This is a genomic window from Streptomyces sp. AP-93 (genome assembly GCF_022808175.1).
Lineage (GTDB): Bacteria > Actinomycetota > Actinomycetes > Streptomycetales > Streptomycetaceae > Streptomyces.
On sequence record NZ_JALGBX010000001.1, the window covers coordinates 21,910 to 41,337 of the forward strand.

Consider the following 19,428-nt stretch of genomic DNA (forward strand, 5'->3'; position numbering starts at 1 on the left):
GGGGCGGCCCCCAGCGGTATCCGGCAGGGGTCAGGAGGCCTCGGTCTCGTCCGCCAGGTGGCGCAGGACGTCCTTCAGGTCGCCGCGGCGGGCGAAGGCCGTGCGCTGGCGGTGGGCGCCCGATCCGTCGCGCAGGAGGCCGGCCAGGGTTCTCGCCGCGTGGTCGAGGTCGCCGGACGCGGCCAGTTCGGGGGCCACCAGGTCGAGCAGGGCCTCCGCCAGGTCCGCCGCCGGGAGCTCGACGCCCGTGTACGGGTCCAGCCCGAAGCCCTCCAGGCCGTCGTGGGCCGCCCGCCAGCGCGCGAGACGCAGTACGTCCTCCCGTACGGGTGGGTCGGGGCGCTGCTCGGCGATCTCGCGCAGGGCCGTCGCGACGAGGGCGCGGGCCAGTTCGGCCTGGAGGATGGCGGAGTCGATGTCCGGGGACATGTCGGGGGCCCGCAGTTCGAGCGTCGGCCAGTTCCCCGAGGGCCGCAGGTCCCAGTAGACCATCTTGGTGTCGAGGGCCGCCCCGGAGCCGAGCAGGGTCTGCACCGAGCGCCGGAAGTGGGCCGTCGAGCCGAAGTGCGGGGGCAGGCCCGCCGAAGGCCAGCCCGCCCAGGCCATCGCCCGCCAGCTGGCGTGCCCGGTGTCGCGGCCGCCCCAGAAGGGGGAGTTGGCCGCCAGCGCGATCAGCGTGGGCAGCCACGGCCGGACCCGGTTGGAGACGGCCACCGCCGTGTCCACGTCGAGGGTGCCGATGTGGATGTGCCGGCCGCAGCTGACGAGGGTGTCGGTCAGCGCGCCGAAGCGCCGGGCCTGCTCGCGCTGGCGCGGCTCGTCGTCGGTCAGGTGGAGCGGGCCCTCCACGGCGAGCACCGGCGAGGGCGCGGCCAGCAGCCGGCAGCCGTGGGCGCGGGCGGCCCGCGCGAGGGTGCGCCGCAGGCCGGCGAGCTCGCTGCGCAGGGTCGCGGCCGAGTCGGCGACGGGGGTGGAGATCTCCACCTGGTAGCGGGTGCCCTCGGGGTGCAGTTCGTGGGGGAGCCCCGCGGCGGTGGACAGGACGAGCGGGGCGGCCGGGACCACCCGCAGGGTGCGGGCGTCGACGAGGAGGAATTCCTCCTCGACCCCCAGGGTGAGGGGGAAGACCGGACCGGTCGCGCTCGGTGCCCCGGCCTTCGTGGTGCTGGTGCTCGTGGTGCTGGTGCCAGGTTCGATCACTGCGCCTCCCTGGACATACGAGTCTTTTCATCATGAGCTGAACTCCAGGCGAGGAGCGCACGTCTATTCGGTCAAATGTCCGGTGATAGTGGCGAGTTAGCGGCAAGGACTGTGCTGTCGCGGGGCCCGGGTTCCGGGTGGGGTGAGTGGTGCGCGTGCGGGAAAGCGGCGCCCGCTCGACCGGGCGCCGAGTGGGCACCGAGTGGGCACCGAGTGGGAACCGGCCGGGCACCGAGTGGGCGCCGACCGGGTGCCTAGTGGGCGCCGAGTCGGGGCGGCCTATCATCCGTTGTGACCCGTACGACCGCTTCGCCCCCGTCCACCCGCCCCCGGCGCCGCATACTGGCCGACCTCACCCCGCTGAGAACCTCCCCGGACTTCCGGCGGCTGTGGGTCGGCGGGATCATTTCCTGGCTGGGCCAGGCGATGACGGCCCTGGCCATCTCGCTCCAGATCTACGAGATCACCGGCTCCAGCTTCTCCGTCGGACTGGTCGGGCTCTGCTCGCTCGTCCCGCTGGTCGCCTTCGGGCTCTACGGCGGGGCCATCGCAGACACCGTCGACCGCCGCAAACTGGGCCTCGCCAGTGCGCTCGGCCTGACCGCCCTGTCCTTCGCCCTGGCCGGCGCCGCGCTCCTGGACTACCACCGGGTCTGGCTGCTGTACGCCGTCGTCGCGCTCCAGTCCCTCTGCGGGGCGCTCAACGGGCCGGCCAGGTCGGCGATGATCCCGCGGCTGCTCCCGGCCGAGCAGCTGCCCGCCGCCAACGCGCTGAACTCCGTCGTCCTGACCTTCGGGATGACGGCGGGCCCGGCGCTGGGCGGGGTCATCGTCGGCTGGTGGGGCTACCAGGCCGCGTACCTGATCGACGCCTTCACCTTCGGCGCCGCCCTCTACGCGATGTGGCGGCTGCCGTCGATGAGGCCCGAGGGTGCGGGCGGCCGCACGGGGCGCGCCTCCGTACTGGACGGCCTGCGCTTCCTGGGGACCCGGCCGAACATCCGGATGACCTTCTTCTCCGACCTGGCCGCCATGGTGCTGGCCCAGCCGAAGGCGCTGTTCCCGGCCGTCGCCGTGCTCTGGTACGGCGGCGACGCCAAGACGGTCGGGCTGCTCGTGGCCGCCCCCGCCGTCGGGGCGCTGCTCGGCGGACTGTTCTCCGGCTGGCAGGGCCGGATCCGCCGGCACGGCGTGGCGATCCTGCTCTCCGTCGCCGCGTGGGGGCTGGCCATCGCGGTGTTCGGGCTGACCCGCGACCTCTGGCTCGGGCTGCTCTTCCTGGCCCTGGCGGGGTGCGCCGACAGCATCTCAATGGTGTTCCGCACGACCATGCTCCAGTCCGCGACCCCGGACGAGATGCGGGGCCGCCTGCAGGGCGTCTTCATCGTGGTCGTCGCCGGCGGGCCCCGGCTCGGGGACTTCCTCGCCGGGGCCACCGCCGAACTCACCTCCCCGACCGTCGCGATCACGGGCGGCGGGCTCGGCTGCGTACTCGTACTCGCCCTGCTGGCCGCGCGCTGGCGCGGGTTCGCCCACTACGACGCGCGAGCGCCGCAGGCTTGAGGGGGTGCGGGCTCGGGCACGGGCACGGGCTCGGGCGCACGAGCTACCACCAGCCCAGGGCCCGGCCGACGGCGAAGGGCACCGGGACCAGGACGGCCATGCCGAGCCACCTGTGAAGGCGCCAGCCCTCCTGCCGCGGCAGGAGGACGTCCACCACCAGGATCAGCCCCAGGACGAACAGGCCGCCGAGTGCGGCGCCGTACACCGTGGCGAATGCGGGTTCGGCCGCTTCCTCGTCGCAGCTCCGGGCACTGCATTTCGCCGACGGGTACACCGTCACGAGCCACCAGACGCACCCGACCGGAATGACGGCGACCACCCCGATCAGGAGATTCGCCAGCGCCGGCGCCCATAAGCGACTGCCGGGCCACCCCCTGCCGCCCGTACCTTCCCCGCAACCGCGCACGGCCCACCCCTCCCTCGTGTCCCGTGCAGGAGACGCCCAGGGAGGACCTCGGGGTTCCGACGCCGAGCGACCCCTTACGCGTCCACCGGCTCGCGGGTGCGGTCGCTGACCTCCCCGCCGGTGTTGGCGGTGCCGGCGGGCTCGAACAGCAGGATCGCCGTCTCCCCGTCCGCCTGCGGGCAGTGCTCCACCCCGCGCGGGACCACGTAGATCTCCCCGGGGTTCAGTACGACGTCCCCGGCGCGCAGCCGGATCGTCAGGGTGCCGCTGACGACGAGGAAGAGCTCGTCGGTGTCCTCGTGGGTGTGCCAGATGAACTCGCCCTGGATCTTGGCGATCTTGACCTCGTAGTCGTTGACCCGGGCGATCCGGTGCGGAGCCCACTGCTCGGTGAAACCGGCCAGCTTCTCCGCGATGCTGACCACGGCCGGCGCCGGGTGGGCGTTCTCGTGCGTGCTCTCGGGTGTCGTCATGCGGACAGGCTGCCGGGGTGCGAGCCGACCGGTCTTGTACGTTCCTGACATGAAGGCCGCGATACGCCCCCTCAGCACGGTCTCGGCCTGGCAGCCGCCGGTGCCGGGGATCGCCGAGGTGTTCCACGCCCGGTTCACCGATCACGCCTACCCCGCCCACGTCCACGACACGTGGGCGCTGATGATCCTCGACGGCGGCCGCGTCGACTTCGGGCTCGACCGCGAACGGCACGGCGTCGGTGGCTCGGAGACGGTGGTCCTGCTGCCGCCCGGAGTGGTCCACGACGGGCGGACCGTCACCGAGACGGGCTTCCGCAAGCGCGTGCTGTACCTCGACGCGTCCGTGCTCCCGGAGTCGCTGACCGGGGCTGCCGTCGACGCACCGCTGCTGCTCGACGCCGCCCTGCGCGACCGGATCCACGGACTGCACCGCGCGCTGGGCCCGCGGGAGTTGCCGGCCGGGGCGGTCGAGCGGCTGGAGGCGCAGTCGCGGCTCGCCTTCGTCCAGGAGCGGCTGCGCACGTGGCTGGAGGGGCGCCAGTTGGTCCCGTACGGGGTTCCGGGCCCGGATACGGCCGTACGACTGCGCGAGCTCCTCGATGCGCGGGTCCTCGGCGGGATCACCTTGGAGGAGGCTTCCGCGCTCCTGGGACACGCCCATCCCACCCACCTGATCCGCAGCTTCCGGAAGGCGTTCGGGCTCCCGCCGCACGCCTACCTCACCGGGCTGCGGGTCGCGAAGGCGCGGCGGCTGCTGCTGGCGGGGATGCGGCCGGCCGACGCCGCGGTGGCGGCGGGCTTCTACGACCAGGCGCACCTGGCGCGGCACTTCGGGCGGCACGTGGGGACCAGCCCGGGGAGGTTCGCCCGATCCGGACGGGTGTGAAGGGAAGTTGGCGGGTTCGTTGCCGTTGCGTTGCCGGGTCTTCCGTTTTCTTTCGATTCGCCATATGACAGTTAGGAAGTTGGCTCCCACCCCCCGCCTCGCATCTCCCCTTTGATCCAGGAGGAAGGCCTTCATGCGCCTTCGTACGCTCGTCACCACCGCCGTGGCCACCGCCGCGCTCTCCGGGGCTCTCGTCCCGCAGGCCCTCGCGGGCCCCGCGGGCCCCGCGTCCTCCGGGGCGCCCGGGTCGCCGAAGGAGGACCGTTCCTGCTCGCCGTACCTCTCGGTCGCCGGCTACTCGGACTCCCTCGACAAGACCCTCATCGACGGGAAGCTGGTCGGCGGGCTCTCCGGGCTCTCGGTGGACCGGGACGGCAGCATCGCCGCGATCTCCGACAAGTCGGTCCTGTACAAGCTGGACGTGGGCCGCGGCGACACCCCGACGGCCACCGCGGCCGCGCGGCTGCCGCTGACCGACGGCGCGGGCAAGGCCGTCGACTCCGAGGGGATCGTCGTCGACCGCGACGGCACCTACCTCGTGACGGACGAGACCTCCCCTGCGATCCGGCGGTACGCCCGCACCGGTGAAGTGCTGGGCTCGCTGCCGATCCCGGCCGGGTTCAAGCTCGCGCCAGAGGGCCGGGCCACCGTCAACCAGACCTTCGAATCGCTGACCCTGCTGCCCGGCGGACACACCCTCGTCGCCGGAATCGAGGGCGTGCTGGCCGGAGACGGCAAGGACGCGCAGGGGCGGACTCTCCAGCGGATCCAGACCTGGGAACGCCGCGGCCGGAACGGGGAGTTCGTGCTCGGGCGGCAGTACGCCTACCCGGTGGACGCCGGACACGGGCTGGTGGAGCTCGCGCCGACGCGCGACGGCCGGCTGCTCGTGCTGGAGCGCGGGTTCACGCAGCAGTTCAAGATCACGGTGCGGCTGTACCTCGCCGACCCCCTGGGCGCCACGGACACCTCGACGGTGGCTGCCCTGTCTGTGCCGTCGGAGGGGAAGGGGCTGCGGACCGCGCGCAAGACGCCGATCGGGGACCTCGACGGCTGCCCGACGCTGGGCGCGCCGTCCAAGCTGCCGCAGAACCACCCGCTGGTCGACAACGTCGAGGGCATGGTGGTCACGGACGACGACGGGCGCGACCGGTTCGGACGGGTCCGGCTGCTGCTCGTCAGCGACGACAACGAGTTCCCGCAGGAGATCACCCGGCTGTACCGGCTGGACGTGAAGCTGCCGGCGCGGAGCGGGGGGCGCTAAGCCACCCCTTCCATCCCTTCCGTCCCTTCCGTCTCCTCAGTCTCCCCCTTCGCGGGGGAGACGATGCCGCGGGCGACCCCCAGGGCGACCAGGTCCTGGGGGCGGACGCGCAGTTGGTCCGCCGTCGCCGGGGCCGACTCCGGGGGGCGCTTGAGGATGGCCGCCGCCAGTTCGGGGGCGATCACCGAGAAGTAGCTGTCCGGAGTGACCCAGGTGTTGCCCGGCGCCGCGAGGGCGAGGGCGCCGCCCGAGCCGCCCTCCCCGATGAGGAGGGTGGTGAGGGGGACCCCGGCCGAGGCGAGCGCCGCGAAGGCGTCCGCGATGGCAGCGCCCGCGCCCGCGTGCTCGGCGGCGGCGTCGTTGGCGGCGCCGGGGGTGTCCACGAGGGTGAGCACCGGGATCCCGAGCCGGTCCGCGAGCCGGATCACCCGGGCCGCCGTGCGGTACCCGGCCGGGCGGGTGGCGGTGCCGCACTGGGCGGCGTAGGCCACGGCCCGGCCCTCGCGGAGCCCGAACCCGCACAGCATCCCGGGGTCGGTGCCGCCCGCCCGGTCGCCCGAGAGGGGGAGGCGGAGCTCGAAGTACGCGTCCAGGTACCGCCCCGCGCGCGGCCGGCCGGGGTGACGGGCCTGCCGGACGGCGTCCCATCCCGTGGGCGGCAGCTCTACGTCGGCCAGCGCGGCGGGGGGTGCCACGGGCCCGGCGGACCGGGGCGCGGCCAGCACCCGGAGCCAGGCCGCAAGGGTCGCGGGGAGCTCCGCGGCGGGGACGACGGCGTCCACGTGCCCGGCGGCGTACTGCCCCTCGGCGGTGTACGCGGCCGGATCCGCGTCCGGCGGCCGTACCCGGGACCCGGCGAACCCGACCTGGGCCCCGGGCAGCGCGAGGATCACGTCGGCCCCCGCCCCGAGGGTGGCCCAGCCGCCGCCGGTGGTGGGGTCGCGCAGGACGGCGACCTGCGGGAGGCCGGCGGCGCGGGTGAGGGCGGACTGGCGGGCCACGCGCTGCAGTTGGGTCAGCGCGAGCATGCCCTCTTGCATGCGGGAGCCGCCCGTGGCGATGAAGGAGACCAGGGGGAGGCGGTGGGCGCGGGCATGGGCGTAGGCCGCCTCCAGGCGGTCGCCGGTGCGGTGGCCCAGGGATCCGCCGAGGAAGCCGAACTCGAAGGCGATCACGGTGGCTTCGTGGCCGCCGATGAGGGCGGTGCCGGTGACGACGGACTCGTCCTCGCCGGTCCGTGCGGCGGCGCGGGCGCGGGAGTCGTCGTAGCCGGCCCAGCCGAGGGGGCCGTCGGGGGCGGAGTCCCCGGGCGGGGTGGGGAGTTCGGCGAAGCTGCCGGGGTCGGTGGCGGAGGCGATGGCGGCGCGGGCCGAGGGGCGGGTCGTCACGTCGACACCCTATGGGGCGCGGCCCGGGGAGGCCTCGTGCGGGGCTGGTGCGGGTGGGTGGGCCCTGCGGGGCGAAGTCCCCTACCCGCCCTTCCACCGTTCCCTGGGGCTCCGCCCCAGACCCCGCTCCTCAAACGCCGGAGGGGCTGGATGTGGCTGATCCAGCCCCTCCGGCGTTTGAGGAGCGGGGGTCCGGGGGCTGGCCCCCGGGAGCGGCGCCGCACGCGGCAATGGGTCCGGGCGGAGCCCGGGGAACGGTGGAAGGGCGGGTCGGGGACGGCCCCGCAGGGTCCGCCACCCCCGGTGTCAGAGCGGGGCTTCCCAGGTCAGGGTGGTGCCTCGGGTGCCCGATTCCGTACGGCCGTCGTCGGAGACGGTGAGGCGCACCCGGGCGGGGACCGCGTCGACTTCGACGTCGATGGAGGTGACCTCCGCCCGGCGGTGTGCCGCGGCCAGCGCACCGCGCAGGGCGGCGAGGAGGTCGTCCGCGACCTGATCCGGCAGCAGCGCGTCCACCGTGCCGGCGAAGTGCACCGACGGCTGGAAGCCCAGCAGGACCGCGGCCCCGCCGGTCTCCCGCAGGACCCGGCCCCGGAAGGTGGTCGGGGCGTCCGTCGGGGGCTGCTGGAGGGCGAAGATGGCCGTGCGGACCTCCTGGATGGTGGAGTCGAGCTCGTCCACGGCCCGGCCCAGCTCCTCGCCGACGGTGTCCCCGGCGGGTGCCTTGGCGGAGCGCCGCCGGGTGCTCTCCAGCATCATCTCCGTCGCGAACAGCCGCTGGACCACCAGGTCGTGGAGGTCGCGGGCGATGCGGTCCCGGTCCTCGTAGACGGCCAGCTGCTCGCGGTCGTGCTGCGCGTCCGCCAGGACCAGGGCCAGCGCGGCCTGGGAGGCGAACTGCGAGGCCAGCAGCCGGTCCACGGCGTCGTAGGCGGGGCCGCCGCGGTCGCGGGGCAGGGCGAGCGTCCCGATGAGCTGGCCGCCGCTCTGGAGGGGCAGCATCATGCTGGGGCCGAAGCGCTCCCGTACGTGCGTGGTCATCCGGGGGTCCGTCGCCGAGTCCTCTATGAAGACCGGCTCGCCGCCCAGCAGTTGTTCCAGGACCGCCGAGCCCGGCGCGATGGCCGTGCCCACCAGGTCCCCGGGGTCCCCGTGCGTGGAGGCGGCCACGATCTCCATGCCGCCCTCGGGGGTGGGCTGGAGGACGACCCCGGCCGCGGCGTCGGCCAGCAGCCGGGCCCGTTCGGCCACGCACATCAGCGCGTCGGCCGCCGGCCGGCCCGCCAGCAGGGTGGTGGTCACGGCGGCGGCGCCCTCGATCCAGCGCTCCCGGCGGCGCGCGGTCTCGTACAGCCGGGCGTTGCCGATCGCTATCCCCGCCTGCGAGGCCAGGACGCGCAGCAGCGCGAGGTCCTCGTCGGTGAACGGCCCGCCGCCGTGCTTGTCGGTGAGGTAGAGGTTGCCGAAAACCTCGGTGTGGACCCGGATCGGGACGCCGAGGAACCCCTTCATCGGGGGGTGTCCCGGCGGGAATCCGCCCGCGCGGGGGTCCTCGTTCAGGTCCTCCAGCATGAGCGGGCGCGGATCGGTGACCAGGGCGCCGAGCAGGCCGGCACGGCCGTCCGGCAGCCGGCCGATCGCGGTCTTCTCCTCCTCGGTCATGCCGGAGGTGAACAGCCCGGTCAGCCGGACGCGCTCGGGGTCGACGACCCCGAGCGCTCCGTACCGTGCCGCGCACAGCTCGGTCGCCGAATCCACGATGTGCTGGAGGGTGGTCCGCAGTTCGAGTTCGGAACCGACGCTGAGGACCGCCTCCAGGAGGACGGGCAGGCTGGCGGCCTGGCGGGCGGCGACGCCCCTCCCGTCCACGGGGGCCGGCGGGGGCGGCTCGGCGTGCGTCATTCGGCCAGGGGGTTCAGAACCATGGGGGAGATCTTCCCTTCGATCATCATGCCGAGGCCCAGTACCGCGCAGACGTCCGGCCGTTCGGCGATGGCCACGGGCATCCCGGTGGCATCGCGGAGCATCTGGTCCAGGCCCGGCAGCAGGGCGCTGCCACCCACCATCATGATCCCTCGGTCCGTCAGGTCGGCCACCAGGTCCGGCGGGCAGTCGCGCAGCACCTTGCCGATGCCGTCGAGCACGGCGGTCAGCGGGGTGTAGATGGCGTCGCGGACGGCCGCGGTGTCCACGTTCACGGAGCGGGCCAGTCCGGTGGACACGTCGCGGCCGTGGATGAGCGTGGAGGCCGGGCCCTCGGCGGTGATGCCGTTGCCGTGCAGGGCCAGCTGGAGCGGACGGACGGCCTGGCTGGGCAGCATCAGCTCGTGCGCGTGGCGCAGGTGCTGGACGACGGCGTGATCGATGGCCTCGCCGCCGACCGGGATCCGTACGGCGGTGACGATCGAGCCGAGGGAGAGGACGGCGACCTGGGTGGCGGCGGCCCCGCACACCATGATCATCGTCGCGGTCGGCTGCTCCACGGGCAGTCCGCAGCCGACGGCCGCCGCGATCAGGGTGTCGACGAGTTCGACGCGCCGGGCTCCGAGGCCGACCATCGTCTCGACCGCCGCGCGCTGGGCGAGCGGGTCGGCGTCGTGCGGGGTGCAGGCGGCGGCCCGCAGCCGGGGCTTGCGGCGCAGGGCGCGCCGCAGCTTCTCACCGAGGAGGTGGCGCAGCATGCGCTGGGCCATCTCGATGTCCACGACGGTGCCGCCGGAGACGGGGCGGACCACGCGGATGTAGTCGGGCGTGCGGCCGGTCATCCGCTCGGCGAAGGTGCCGACGGCGATGAGTGCGCCGGTCCGCGTGTTCACGGCGGCGACACTGGGCTCGTCCACGACCAGGCCGAGGCCCTTGACGTAGACGCGGGTCCTGGCCGCTCCGAGGTCGACGGCCACGTGGCAGCGGCGCAACTGCTCAAGACTGACGGTCACGGCAGATCCTCCCGAGAGCGCTGACGCAAGAAGACCGGCGGGTGCCGGTCACACTTCGTATCTTCTCGGGTGAATTACTCGTATTGCCCGATTTGATGCTCCGGGTGGGGGGTGTCGTGAGATACGGAAGGGTCACGAGGGGTGCGGGTGAGTGCTGCACGGGGGTGGAATTCTGCGACGCCAGGCGCGACCATGCCCGCACCGATCCTGCTACTCGTGCGTAACAAGGTAAAGGGGACTCGATGCTGACGGTCCGCCAGAGGCTGCTCGCCCTCCTGACGCTCTGCCTGGCCCTGCTCGCGGCGCCCGCGCTCCCGGCCCAGGCCTCCGGCGCGCCTTCCGGTCTCGTCCAGGCCCAGGCCTCCGGCGCGCCCTCAGGACCGGCCGGAGCGCGCAATCCGGTGGTCTTCGTGCACGGCTACAACGCCGACCCCGGCGTCTGGGGCTCCCTGCGCGAGGACCTGCGCGCCGACGGGTACGCCGACTCCGAGCTCTTCTCCTTCGGATACGACACCCACCAGTCGGTCAACGAGGTGCTCTCCGGACGGTTCGCCGCCTACGTGGACGGGGTACGCCGGCAGACCGGCGCCGCCCGGGTGGACCTGGTCGCCCACTCCTTCGGCTCGCTGGTCACCCGCTGGTACGTGAAGTTCGGAGGCGGCGGCCCGTACGTCGACCGCTGGGTCTCCCTCGCCGGCCCCAACCGCGGCACCTCCACCGCCTGGGCCTGCGCCCTGTGGGACCAGGCCTGCCGGGACATGACCCCCGGTTCCTACGTGGTGAGGAACCTGAACTCCGGTGACGAGACCCCCGGCACGGTCCGGTACGCCACCTTCTGGTCCCACTGCGACGAGGTCGTCAACCCCGACGACAGCGTCCCGCTGACCGGGGCCGCGAACGCCCCCGTCGGCTGCCTCAAGCACAACGACCTGCTCGGGGACGACCCCACCTCGGCGGGCGTACGGTCCTTCCTGCGCTCCTGACTAGGGCCCGTCGGCCGCCGCTCCCACGGACACTTCCTGGAGCAGGCCGTACGTGAACTCCGCGACGCAGGCCCGCCCCGACGCGGTGAACGCCAGCCGCCACCGCGTCGGCGCGGTGCCCTCCATCGGGCGGACGGGGGCGAAGGCTCGCGCCACCTCGTCGACCGTCGCCGACCAGGGCAGCAGGTCCTCGGGCGACTCCAGTACGGGACCGGGCGCGCCCGGGGCCCGGACCAGCCACTCGTTCCAGACGGCCCCGTCCGGCGCGGCGAGCACCTCGAAGCGCAGATCGGGCCAGAGCGGCACCGGCCACAGCAGGGCCTCGCACGTCAGATCGCCGATCGTGCGCGAGGAGACGGCCCCGGGCGGGCCGAGCACCGAGCGGTAGCGGGCCAGGGCGCCCCGCGACCGCGGCGACCGCACCATGGCCTGCCAGCGCTTGTTGGTCTCCCGCTGCTCGGCGAGGGAGGCGCCGAGCCGCCGCCGGGCCTCCTCCGCGAGCCCCGGCTGGAAGTCCGCCATCCGGCGCAGCAGCACCAGTTGGAAGCCGGCGGGGCCCAAGGGGCCCGGGGTGAGGGGCGGTGTTCCCGGCGTCCTCGTCATGGAGTCAACCCTTCCACACAGAATCCTCACGATCCCGGTATCCGGCCGTTGTGAGCGAACGCGTAGCCTGCGGGGCGCCATGGACTATTGCATCGCCTGCCGCAGGTACCTCAACGGCGCGCTGGCGTGCGCCGGATGCGGGACCCCGGCCGAACGCCTGATATCCGCCGCGCCGGCCGCGCCCGCCCCCGGCCCCGCCGGTTTCGGGAGCGACCCGGCCGCGCTCGCCGACGTGTACGCCGACTCCCTCGTCGTGCTGTCCGGGGAAGGGGGGCACGGCCGGGGCCGGGCTCGGGGCCGCGCCGCCGACCGCCGCCGCGCCGGGCACCGCCGACGCCGCCGGACCGCGCTCACCTTGGGGCTCGGGCTAGTGCTCGCCGCCGGAGCCACCCTGGGCCTGGCCCGGCTGGCGACCGACGGGCAGCGCACCGACCGGGCGGCCAGGGTGGCGCTGACCGACGAGGCGGGTCCCGCGGAGCCGGCTCCGCTGCCGGGCCTGACGGGGGACCCGGCCGCGCCCACGGGGACGGCTTCGGCGAAGGGCCCGGCCGCCGGCTCCGGGAAGGGCACGGCCGGGGGCGCGAAGCCGGGCGGCACCGGCCGGAGTACCGGAGCCACCACGGACGGGGCGTCGGGCTCCGCCTCCGGGGCGGGGCCGTCGCGGAGGCCTTCCCGGACTCCCACGTCCGCTGCTCCGACCACATCGGGTGGCGGCGGCTCCGCGACTCCCAGCGAGAGCGCGAGCTCGAAGGGACCCAAGGGGAAGCCCGGCAAGAAGCCGACCCCGACCCCGACCCCGACGCCTACCCCGACCCCCACCCCGGAGCCCACCCCGGACTGCGACGACTGGTGGAACCCGCTGTGCTGGTGAGCGGGCGGTGAGCGGGCAGCTCAGCCCAGCATCCGCCTGAGCAGGTCCCGCAGGACCGCGCGCTCGGTCGCGGTGAGCCCGGCCAGGGGCTCCCGGGCGAAGTCCAGCGACTCGCGCAGCCGGTCGGCGGTCTGCAGGCCGTCCTCGGTGGGCGCGGCCAGCTTCACCCGGCGGTCGGCCGGGTCGGGGCGGCGCTCGACGAGCCCGCGGCTCTCCAGGCGGTCCACGATGCCGGTGATGTTCGACGGCTCGCACCGCAGCTTCTGCGCGATCTTGCGCATCGGCATCGGCTCCAGGGAGAGCAGGTTCAGTACGCGGGCCTGGGCGCCGGTGAGCTGGTGGCTGGAGGCCGCGTGCTCGTACTCCTGGTGGTAGCGGGTCACGACGTCGCCGATGAGCTCGACGACTTCGAGGGTCAGGGGATCTGCGCGACGGCTGGGCATGGATCCAGCGTACCCACTTACTTGACAACATGAAATATCCAGGCGCATGGTTGTTTCACGTCCTGAAGCATTTTGCACTTCTTCCCCCATCCAGGAGTGACGCATGTCCGAGATCCCCGCCGTCAGCCGTGAGTGGCACCTCGTCCGCCGCCCGCAGGGCTGGCCCGTCGCCGAGGACTTCGCCCTGCGCGAGGTACCGGTGAATGCCGAGCCCGCCGCCGGCCGGATTCTGGTGCGCAACCTCCACATGTCCGTGGACCCGTACATGCGCGGCCGGATGAACGACGTGAAGTCGTACATCCCGCCCTTCCAGCTCGACAAGCCCATGGACGGCGGCGCGGTCGGTGAGGTCGTGGCCTCGGCCGACGAGCGCTTCGCGGTCGGCGACCACGTGCTGCACGGTCTGGGCTGGCGCGAGTACGCGGACGTCGACGCCCGGCACGCCACCCCGGTGGACGCCTCGCTCGCCCCCCTCTCCGCCTACCTCGGCGTCCTCGGCATGCCGGGCCTGACCGCCTACGCCGGGCTCTTCGAGGTCGCCTCCTTCAAGGAGGGCGACTCCGTCTTCGTGTCCGGCGCCGCCGGCGCGGTCGGCAGCCTCGTCGGCCAGTTCGCGAAGATCAAGGGCGCCTCCCGGGTGATCGGCTCCGCCGGCTCCGACGAGAAGGTGACCCTCCTCACAGAGAAGTACGGCTTCGACGCCGCCTTCAACTACAAGAGCGGCCCCGTCGCCGAGCAGCTGAAGGAGGCCGCCCCCGAGGGCATCGACGTCTACTTCGACAACGTCGGCGGGGACCACCTGGAGGCCGCCATCTCCTCCCTGAAGGTCCATGGCCGGGCCACCCTGTGCGGGGCCATCGCCCAGTACAACGCCACCGAGCCCGTGCCCGGTCCGCGCAACCTCGCCCTCGTCATCGGCAAGCGCCTGCGCCTGCAGGGCGTGCTGGTCGGGGACCACGCGGGACTGCAGCCGCAGTTCGTCCAGGACGTGGCCGGCTGGCTGCGTTCCGGGCAGCTCGTCGCCGACGAGACGGTCGTGCGGGAAGTGGAGAACGCCACCGACGCCTTCCTCGGAATGCTGCGCGGCGACAACACCGGAAAGATGATCGTTTCTTTCACCGGTTAGGCTCACTCCACACCGCCGCGACGCGTGGGCGCGAGTCCCGGCGATTCACCAGGAGGATTTCCTTACATGTCCATCCAGCAGTCCGACGTCGCGTACACCGCCATTGCCACCGCCGAGAACGGCCGTGACGGTCGCGTCGCCACCAACGACGGCCGCCTCGACGTCGTCGTGAACCCGCCGAAGGAGCTCGGTGGCAGCGGCGAGGGCACCAACCCCGAGCAGCTGTTCGCCGCCGGCTACAGCGCCTGCTTCCAGGGTGCGCTCGGCGTCGTCGCCCGCAACGAGAACGCCGACATCACCGGCTCCACCGTCACCGCCGAGGTCGGCATCGGCAAGAACGACGACGGCTTCGGCATCATCGTCAAGATCTCGGCCTCCATCCCGAACGTGGACGCCGCCACCGCCAAGGACCTCATCGAGAAGGCCCACCAGGTCTGCCCGTACTCCAAGGCGACCCGCGGCAACATCACGGTCGAGCTCGCGGTCTGATCTCCGACCCGCTCGACCGGTCGGCCGGTTCATCCGGTACGCACGGTACGTCGAAGGCCGCACCCAGGCACCGGGGTGCGGCCTTCGGCATGCCCGGCGTCCGCCTGCCCGGGCGCCCGCCCTAAACTGGAACCATGCGTGATCTTGCGGGGGGATTCGGCTATCTGCTGGCCGGACAGCGATGGGTACTGCGCCACGGACGGTGGCTGGGCTTCGGGCTGCTGCCCGGGCTCGTCTCCCTCGTGCTGTACGCCGGCGCGCTCATCGGCCTCGGCTACGGCGCCGACGACCTGACCGCCTGGGCGACCCCCTTCGCCGACGGCTGGTCCTCCCCGTGGCTCGGGCTCTTCCGCGGCTTCCTGACCGCCCTGGTCTTCTGCCTCGGACTCTTCCTCGCGGTGATCACCTTCACCGCCGTGACCCTGCTCGTGGGCCAGCCGTTCTACGAGTCCCTCTCGGAGCAGGTCGACCGCACCGAGGGCGGCGAGGTCCCGGAGTCGGGCCTCACGCTCCCGCAGGAGCTGTGGATCTCCGCCCGCGACAGCCTGCGGATCCTGGGCCGGGTGCTGCTGTTCGGCATCCTGCTCTTCGGGCTCGGCTTCGTCCCGGTGATCGGGCAGACCGTGGTCCCGGTCCTCGGCTTCTGCGTCTCCGGCTTCTTCCTCGCCCAGGAGCTCACCTCCGTCGCCCTGATGCGCCGCCGGGTCCAGCTCACCGAGCAGCTCGCGCTGCTGCGCGGGCGGCGGATGCTGGCCCTCGGCTTCGGGGTGCCGCTGGTCGTGTCCTTCCTGGTACCGCTCGTCGCCGTGTTCCTGATGCCGGGCGCGGTGGCCGGGGCGACGCTCATGGTCCGTGACCTGGTGGGCGAAGACGCGGAGCAGGGGCCGGAGCAGGGCCAGGGGCAGGCTCACAGCCACAGCCAGGCTCAGGGCCAGGGTCCCGCGCAAGGCCAGGCTCCGGGCAAGCAGCTCAGCGCCTGAGCAGAGTGATCGCCCCGGCGGTGTCCTCGCCGGCGTGGGCCGCCGGGTCGGCCGTCAGCCGTTCCCGCATCAGGTCCAGGTAGGGACTGATCAGCTCGGGGCTGACCCCCTGCTCCGCGGCGGTCCGCAGCAGGGTGGCGCTCGCCGTGACCTGCATGGCCAGGTTCGATTCGACGCCCGTGGTGAAGTCCCCCGAGACCAGCCGCTCGGCGGCGGCGCCCGCGAAGAAGCCCATCGCCCCCAGCCACTCGGTCAGCAGCGGAGCCAGGTCCTTCGGGGAGATGTCCTCGCCCTCGATCAGCGCGTAGGCGTGCGAGATCCCGGCGAAGAGCCCGGTCATCGCGCTCAGCAGGGCCACGTCGTGCAGGGCCGCGTGGCCGGGGTCGGAGCCGACGAAGCGGACGCCGGCCGGGACCTCCAGGGTGCTCCGGTGGGCCTCGAACAGGTCGGGGGAGCCGCTGTAGAAGACGTATCCACCGGCGGCGGGGGCGCCGATCATCGACGGGGTGGCCATGATCCCGCCGTCGAGGAACCGGGCCCCGCGCTCCTGGGCCCACGCGGCCCGGGCGCGGCCGTCGGCGGGCGTGCCGGTGGTCAGGTCGACCAGGTCCTTGCCGGAGAGGTCCAGCCCCTCCAGGGCCGATCCGACGCTGGCGTGGTCCAGCAGGCAGACCACGATCAGGCCGTTCGCCGCCACCGCCTCGGCGGGGCTCGCGGCGACGACGGCGCCTTCGGCCGCGAGGGCCTCGGCCTTGGCGGGGGTGCGGTTCCAGACGGTGAGGGGGTGCCCGGCGGTGAGCCAGGTGCGGGCGAGGGCGGTGCCCATCGCGCCGAGTCCGAGGAGGGTGATCGGGGTCTTCGTGCTGGTGTCGGTCATGCCGATTAGCCTGGTGGAGGGCCGTCATGTGCTCAAGTACGCACTTCGGAGTGGGTGGTTACCCCGAGGTGAGCGAACAGGTGGGGAGGGGTGCGTGATGGCAATGACACAGCGGCCGGGGGCGGATCACTGCGGGATCGCCGCGGCGATGTCCGTGATCGACGGCAAGTGGAAGGTGTCGGTCCTGTGGGAGCTGGAGCAGTGCCCGCGCCGGTTCGGCGAACTGCGCCGACTGGTCCCGGGGGTCTCGGAGAAGGTGCTCGCGGCCCAGCTGCGCGAGCTGGAGACGGACGGCATCGTCCACCGCGAGGTCTACGAGGAGGTCCCGCCGCGCGTGGAGTACTCCCTGACCCCGCTCGGCCAAGAGCTGAACGAGGCCCTGGAGGCCCTCGGCGCGTGGGGCACCAAGCACCTGCTCCCCGACGGGCCGCGGCGCACCGCCTGAGGTCACTCCGGGCGGCGGAACAGCGCCGTCCACAGGAACGCCTCACCGAAGGCTTCGGAGGACGCGGGCTCGTCGTTCATCCGGCGCAGCTCCACCTCGGTGAGGTCCTCGAAGACCCAGCGCAGCGCCTCCGGGGTGTACGCGAGCCCGCCTTCGAGGCGGGCCCTGCCGTAGAACTCCGCATCGGGCAGCTCGGAGCCCATCGCGCCCGAGGCGAAGCAGGTCAGTGCGAAGCGCCCGCCGGGTGCCAGCAGCCGGTCCAGCAGGGCCAGGTAGCTGACCCGGCGGTGCGGCGGCAGGTGGTGGAAGCAGCCCGAGTCGTAGATCAGGTCGTACGGGCCCACGAGCCCGGCGCCGGCCGCACCGAAGGCGTCCCCGTGGTGGAAGCGGACCCGGGCTCCCGCGGTACGGGCACGTTCCCCGGCCCAGGCCAGGGCCGTCGGGGAGAGGTCGACGGCGTCCACCTCGAAGCCCCGCGCGGCCAGGTGCAGGGCGTTGCGGCCGGGACCGCAGCCCAGGTCCAGGGCCCGGCCGCCCGCGGGGATCAGCCCGCGGTCGAGGCAGGAGACCAGGTTCTCGTCGGGCTTCGCCGCGAAGAACGGCACCGGCCGCTCGCGGTCCGCGTAGAAGCCGTCCCACCAGGCGGAACCGCCGGCCGTCCAGCGGTCCGCCTCCGGTGCGAAGAGCCCGTCCACGAGGGCGAGCACATCGTCGACACTGCGTCTGTTCCGGTCCATCCGAACCGTTCCTGAAGACTGAGCGGGGGTGAGCCCGACCAGCCGCACGCCCCAAACGGTCTTGAGCGCACTGGTCCCCGGCGTACTCGACCCCGGGGCGGCGACACGCATCTTGTACGTGGTCCGATCCCGGGAGGCCAGTTCCCTGTGCGACCTGGCCATGTGGGTACGGCCAGAGGCGACGGGGAGGCCCTGAACCATCACTCCGGTGGAGCAGGGGCCCCGCACGCTGGCACCGCACTCGGCGTCCCAGATCGCCCGATCACGTTAACCCGATCAGCCCAGGGCGCCGCAAGGTAGAGAGCGGACCGTCACACGATCGAGCTAACCCGACCGCCGGCACCTCCGCCACGGCCACCGACGGCGTGTGCGCGTCCGCCTCGGCCAGCGGGGTCCCGCCCGGTGCCCATACGGCCGCGCCCCCCGCAGCCCGTCCACGGTCCGGCGGGTCCGACGTGGTTGGCGAGGGCCACGTACATCCTGGAGTCCCGGGCGATCCCCGGGTGGACCGCCGCACGCTCGGCGACGCCGTCGCCCGTGCCGTAGAGGGAGCTCGCCAGGTGAACCCGGCAGCAGGCCGCGGCGCCCGCGGCGGGCACGTCCGCGAAGTGGTTGTCGAAGCAGATCCCCAGGGAGAAGCGGATCCCGCCGAGCTCGAAGCGGCCCGGGGTCGTCCCCGCGGCGAAGACATCCTGCTCGTGGCGGAACAGGTGCTGCTTGGCGTACGTGGTCACGTGCGCGCCGTCCGCGTCGTGGACCAGGGTCGCGATGACGGGCCGGGGGCCGTCCGTGCGCAGCGCGACATTGACGGCGGTGGCGATCCCCGTGGAGCGAACGGGATCCAGCCGGGGATCCTCGGCGTCGGCCAGCCACAGGCCGGGGTCGGCGGCGAGCGCGGCCAACTCGTAGCCGGTCAGGGTCAACTCGGGGAACACCACCAGCCCGGCGCCGTCCTCCCGGGCCCGCACGGCGAGCGCGGCCGCCCGTACGGCGTTGGCGGACACGTCGGCGGGGGCGCAGCTCAGCTGCGCGGCAGCGATCTTCACCCGGCCCAGCATTCCAGTCCGGCATGCCGGCCCCGCGGTCAGGGCGTCCCTCAGGCCCGGGGCCCCTGGATCAGGTCCAGGAAGGCGCGGAAGGTGCCGGGCATGTCCACGGATTCGGGGGCCAGCAGCCACTGGTACTGGAGGCCGTCCATCACGGCGGCCAGCAGCGGGGCCGCCTGTTCGGGGGTGAGGCCCGAGGGGAGCCGCTCGCCGTACTCCGCGCGCAGCACGTCCGCCATCGCGCCGCGCACCTGCGCGTACCGCTCGGCGAAGAACTCCCGCGCCGGGTGGCCGTCTGTGACGCTCTCGCCGAGCAGCGCCGAGAAGGTCTGCACGATGCCGGGGCGCATGGCGTTGTACTCCACCAGGGAGGCCAGCAGGTCCGGGCGCCAGGCGTCGGCCAGCGCGCGCGTGCCGCCGCCGGTGTCCCAGCGGTCGCGCTCCTCCAGGACCGCGACCAGCAGCGCTTCCTTGGTCGGGAAGTAGTGCAGCAGTCCCTGCTGGGTCAGGCCCACCCGCTCGGCGACCGCGCCCAGGGCCGCGCCCCGGTAACCGCGCTCGGCGATCACCTCGACGGCCGCGCGGACGATCTCCACGCGCCGTTCCTCACTCCTGGCCCTGACCATCGCCCCGCCACCCCTTCCGTTCCACGCCTGCCAGCAGGACCGTACGGCATCTGTAGATTACGAACAGATTACGAACCCTACCGCTC

General features: G+C 73.5%; 21 protein-coding genes. 9 read left to right on the forward strand and 12 right to left on the reverse strand.

Going from position 1 to position 19,428, the window contains the following annotated elements; all coding sequences use genetic code 11:
• Positions 1-30 precede the first annotated feature (30 nt).
• On the reverse strand, positions 31-1,200 hold the full coding sequence (locus tag MTF69_RS00090; RefSeq protein WP_243329345.1) for a glutamate--cysteine ligase: 1,170 nt from the start codon (positions 1,198-1,200) through the stop codon (positions 31-33).
• Positions 1,201-1,491: 291 nt separating this feature from the next.
• Here MTF69_RS00090 and MTF69_RS00095 point away from each other — a divergent pair, with 291 nt between their 5' ends.
• Positions 1,492-2,763 carry an MFS transporter gene (locus MTF69_RS00095; RefSeq protein WP_243329348.1) on the forward strand — a complete coding sequence of 424 codons (1,272 nt, stop codon included), beginning with the start codon at positions 1,492-1,494 and terminating at the stop codon, positions 2,761-2,763.
• 43 nt (positions 2,764-2,806) lie between these two features.
• Here the strand turns inward: MTF69_RS00095 and MTF69_RS00100 are convergent, their stop codons facing one another.
• Positions 2,807-3,082 (reverse strand): hypothetical protein, encoded by a 276-nt coding sequence (locus MTF69_RS00100; protein ID WP_243329351.1) that lies wholly within the window; start codon positions 3,080-3,082, stop codon positions 2,807-2,809.
• A gap of 161 nt (positions 3,083-3,243) precedes the next feature.
• Complete coding sequence (locus tag MTF69_RS00105) at positions 3,244-3,642, reverse strand: cupin domain-containing protein (protein WP_243329353.1); 399 nt, start codon at positions 3,640-3,642, stop codon at positions 3,244-3,246.
• Positions 3,643-3,691: 49 nt separating this feature from the next.
• Between MTF69_RS00105 and MTF69_RS00110 the strand changes: the two genes are divergently transcribed.
• Entirely contained in the window at positions 3,692-4,528 is an 837-nt protein-coding gene (locus MTF69_RS00110; protein ID WP_243329355.1) for an AraC family transcriptional regulator, read from the forward strand.
• A gap of 133 nt (positions 4,529-4,661) precedes the next feature.
• Positions 4,662-5,792 (forward strand): esterase-like activity of phytase family protein, encoded by a 1,131-nt coding sequence (locus tag MTF69_RS00115; protein WP_243329357.1) that lies wholly within the window; start codon positions 4,662-4,664, stop codon positions 5,790-5,792.
• Here the strand turns inward: MTF69_RS00115 and MTF69_RS00120 are convergent.
• The 3 genes from MTF69_RS00120 to MTF69_RS00130 form a co-directional block, all read right to left on the reverse strand.
• Positions 5,789-7,180, reverse strand: coding sequence for a carboxyl transferase domain-containing protein (locus MTF69_RS00120; RefSeq protein WP_243329359.1), 1,392 nt, complete (start codon positions 7,178-7,180; stop codon positions 5,789-5,791). The genes MTF69_RS00115 and MTF69_RS00120 overlap by 4 nt on opposite strands.
• Positions 7,181-7,486: 306 nt before the next feature.
• Positions 7,487-9,082: a GAF domain-containing protein gene (locus tag MTF69_RS00125; protein WP_243329360.1), complete on the reverse strand. Its 1,596-nt coding sequence runs from the start codon at positions 9,080-9,082 to the stop codon at positions 7,487-7,489.
• The gene (locus MTF69_RS00130; protein WP_243329362.1) at positions 9,079-10,116 is read right to left on the reverse strand and encodes a rod shape-determining protein; all 1,038 of its coding nucleotides are present in this window, start codon (positions 10,114-10,116) and stop codon (positions 9,079-9,081) included. Before MTF69_RS00130 ends, MTF69_RS00125 begins: the two co-directional genes overlap by 4 nt.
• Positions 10,117-10,358: 242 nt before the next feature.
• On the opposite strand from MTF69_RS00130, the gene MTF69_RS00135 reads away from it, so the two are divergent.
• Positions 10,359-11,099 carry a triacylglycerol lipase gene (locus MTF69_RS00135; RefSeq protein WP_243329364.1) on the forward strand — a complete coding sequence of 247 codons (741 nt, stop codon included), beginning with the start codon at positions 10,359-10,361 and terminating at the stop codon, positions 11,097-11,099.
• Here the strand turns inward: MTF69_RS00135 and MTF69_RS00140 are convergent, their stop codons facing one another.
• Entirely contained in the window at positions 11,100-11,702 is a 603-nt protein-coding gene (locus MTF69_RS00140) for a hypothetical protein (RefSeq protein ID WP_243329365.1), read from the reverse strand. It abuts the gene before it with no gap.
• Positions 11,703-11,781: 79 nt separating this feature from the next.
• Between MTF69_RS00140 and MTF69_RS00145 the strand changes: the two genes are divergently transcribed.
• A complete protein-coding gene (locus MTF69_RS00145) occupies positions 11,782-12,573 on the forward strand; it encodes a hypothetical protein (RefSeq protein WP_243329367.1) in 792 nt (263 codons plus the stop codon).
• A 20-nt stretch (positions 12,574-12,593) separates the two neighbouring features.
• Here MTF69_RS00145 and MTF69_RS00150 read toward each other — a convergent pair whose 3' ends face one another.
• Positions 12,594-13,016 carry a MarR family winged helix-turn-helix transcriptional regulator gene (locus tag MTF69_RS00150; RefSeq protein WP_243329369.1) on the reverse strand — a complete coding sequence of 141 codons (423 nt, stop codon included), beginning with the start codon at positions 13,014-13,016 and terminating at the stop codon, positions 12,594-12,596.
• A gap of 103 nt (positions 13,017-13,119) precedes the next feature.
• Between MTF69_RS00150 and MTF69_RS00155 the strand changes: the two genes are divergently transcribed.
• The 3 genes from MTF69_RS00155 to MTF69_RS00165 all read left to right on the forward strand — a co-directional run bounded on the left by MTF69_RS00155 (position 13,120) and on the right by MTF69_RS00165 (position 15,611).
• Positions 13,120-14,142: an NADP-dependent oxidoreductase gene (locus MTF69_RS00155; RefSeq protein ID WP_243329370.1), complete on the forward strand. Its 1,023-nt coding sequence runs from the start codon at positions 13,120-13,122 to the stop codon at positions 14,140-14,142.
• A gap of 66 nt (positions 14,143-14,208) precedes the next feature.
• Positions 14,209-14,631 (forward strand): organic hydroperoxide resistance protein, encoded by a 423-nt coding sequence (locus MTF69_RS00160; RefSeq protein ID WP_243329373.1) that lies wholly within the window; start codon positions 14,209-14,211, stop codon positions 14,629-14,631.
• Between the two features lie 134 nt (positions 14,632-14,765).
• On the forward strand, positions 14,766-15,611 hold the full coding sequence (locus tag MTF69_RS00165; protein ID WP_243329375.1) for an EI24 domain-containing protein: 846 nt from the start codon (positions 14,766-14,768) through the stop codon (positions 15,609-15,611).
• On the opposite strand, the gene MTF69_RS00170 is transcribed toward MTF69_RS00165, so the two are convergent.
• On the reverse strand, positions 15,601-16,488 hold the full coding sequence (locus tag MTF69_RS00170; RefSeq protein WP_243329377.1) for an NAD(P)-dependent oxidoreductase: 888 nt from the start codon (positions 16,486-16,488) through the stop codon (positions 15,601-15,603). The two genes, MTF69_RS00165 and MTF69_RS00170, sit on opposite strands and share 11 nt — an antisense overlap.
• A gap of 97 nt (positions 16,489-16,585) precedes the next feature.
• On the opposite strand from MTF69_RS00170, the gene MTF69_RS00175 reads away from it, so the two are divergent.
• On the forward strand, positions 16,586-16,933 hold the full coding sequence (locus MTF69_RS00175; protein WP_243329379.1) for a helix-turn-helix domain-containing protein: 348 nt from the start codon (positions 16,586-16,588) through the stop codon (positions 16,931-16,933).
• A 2-nt stretch (positions 16,934-16,935) separates the two neighbouring features.
• Here MTF69_RS00175 and MTF69_RS00180 read toward each other — a convergent pair whose 3' ends face one another.
• The 3 genes from MTF69_RS00180 to MTF69_RS00190 form a co-directional block, all read right to left on the reverse strand.
• Positions 16,936-17,670, reverse strand: a complete 735-nt coding sequence (locus MTF69_RS00180; RefSeq protein WP_243329381.1) for a class I SAM-dependent methyltransferase — start codon at positions 17,668-17,670, stop codon at positions 16,936-16,938.
• Positions 17,671-17,981: 311 nt separating this feature from the next.
• Positions 17,982-18,716: a carbon-nitrogen hydrolase family protein gene (locus MTF69_RS00185; protein ID WP_308401351.1), complete on the reverse strand. Its 735-nt coding sequence runs from the start codon at positions 18,714-18,716 to the stop codon at positions 17,982-17,984.
• Between the two features lie 50 nt (positions 18,717-18,766).
• Positions 18,767-19,342, reverse strand: a complete 576-nt coding sequence (locus tag MTF69_RS00190; protein WP_243329383.1) for a TetR/AcrR family transcriptional regulator — start codon at positions 19,340-19,342, stop codon at positions 18,767-18,769.
• Positions 19,343-19,428: the final 86 nt, after the last annotated feature.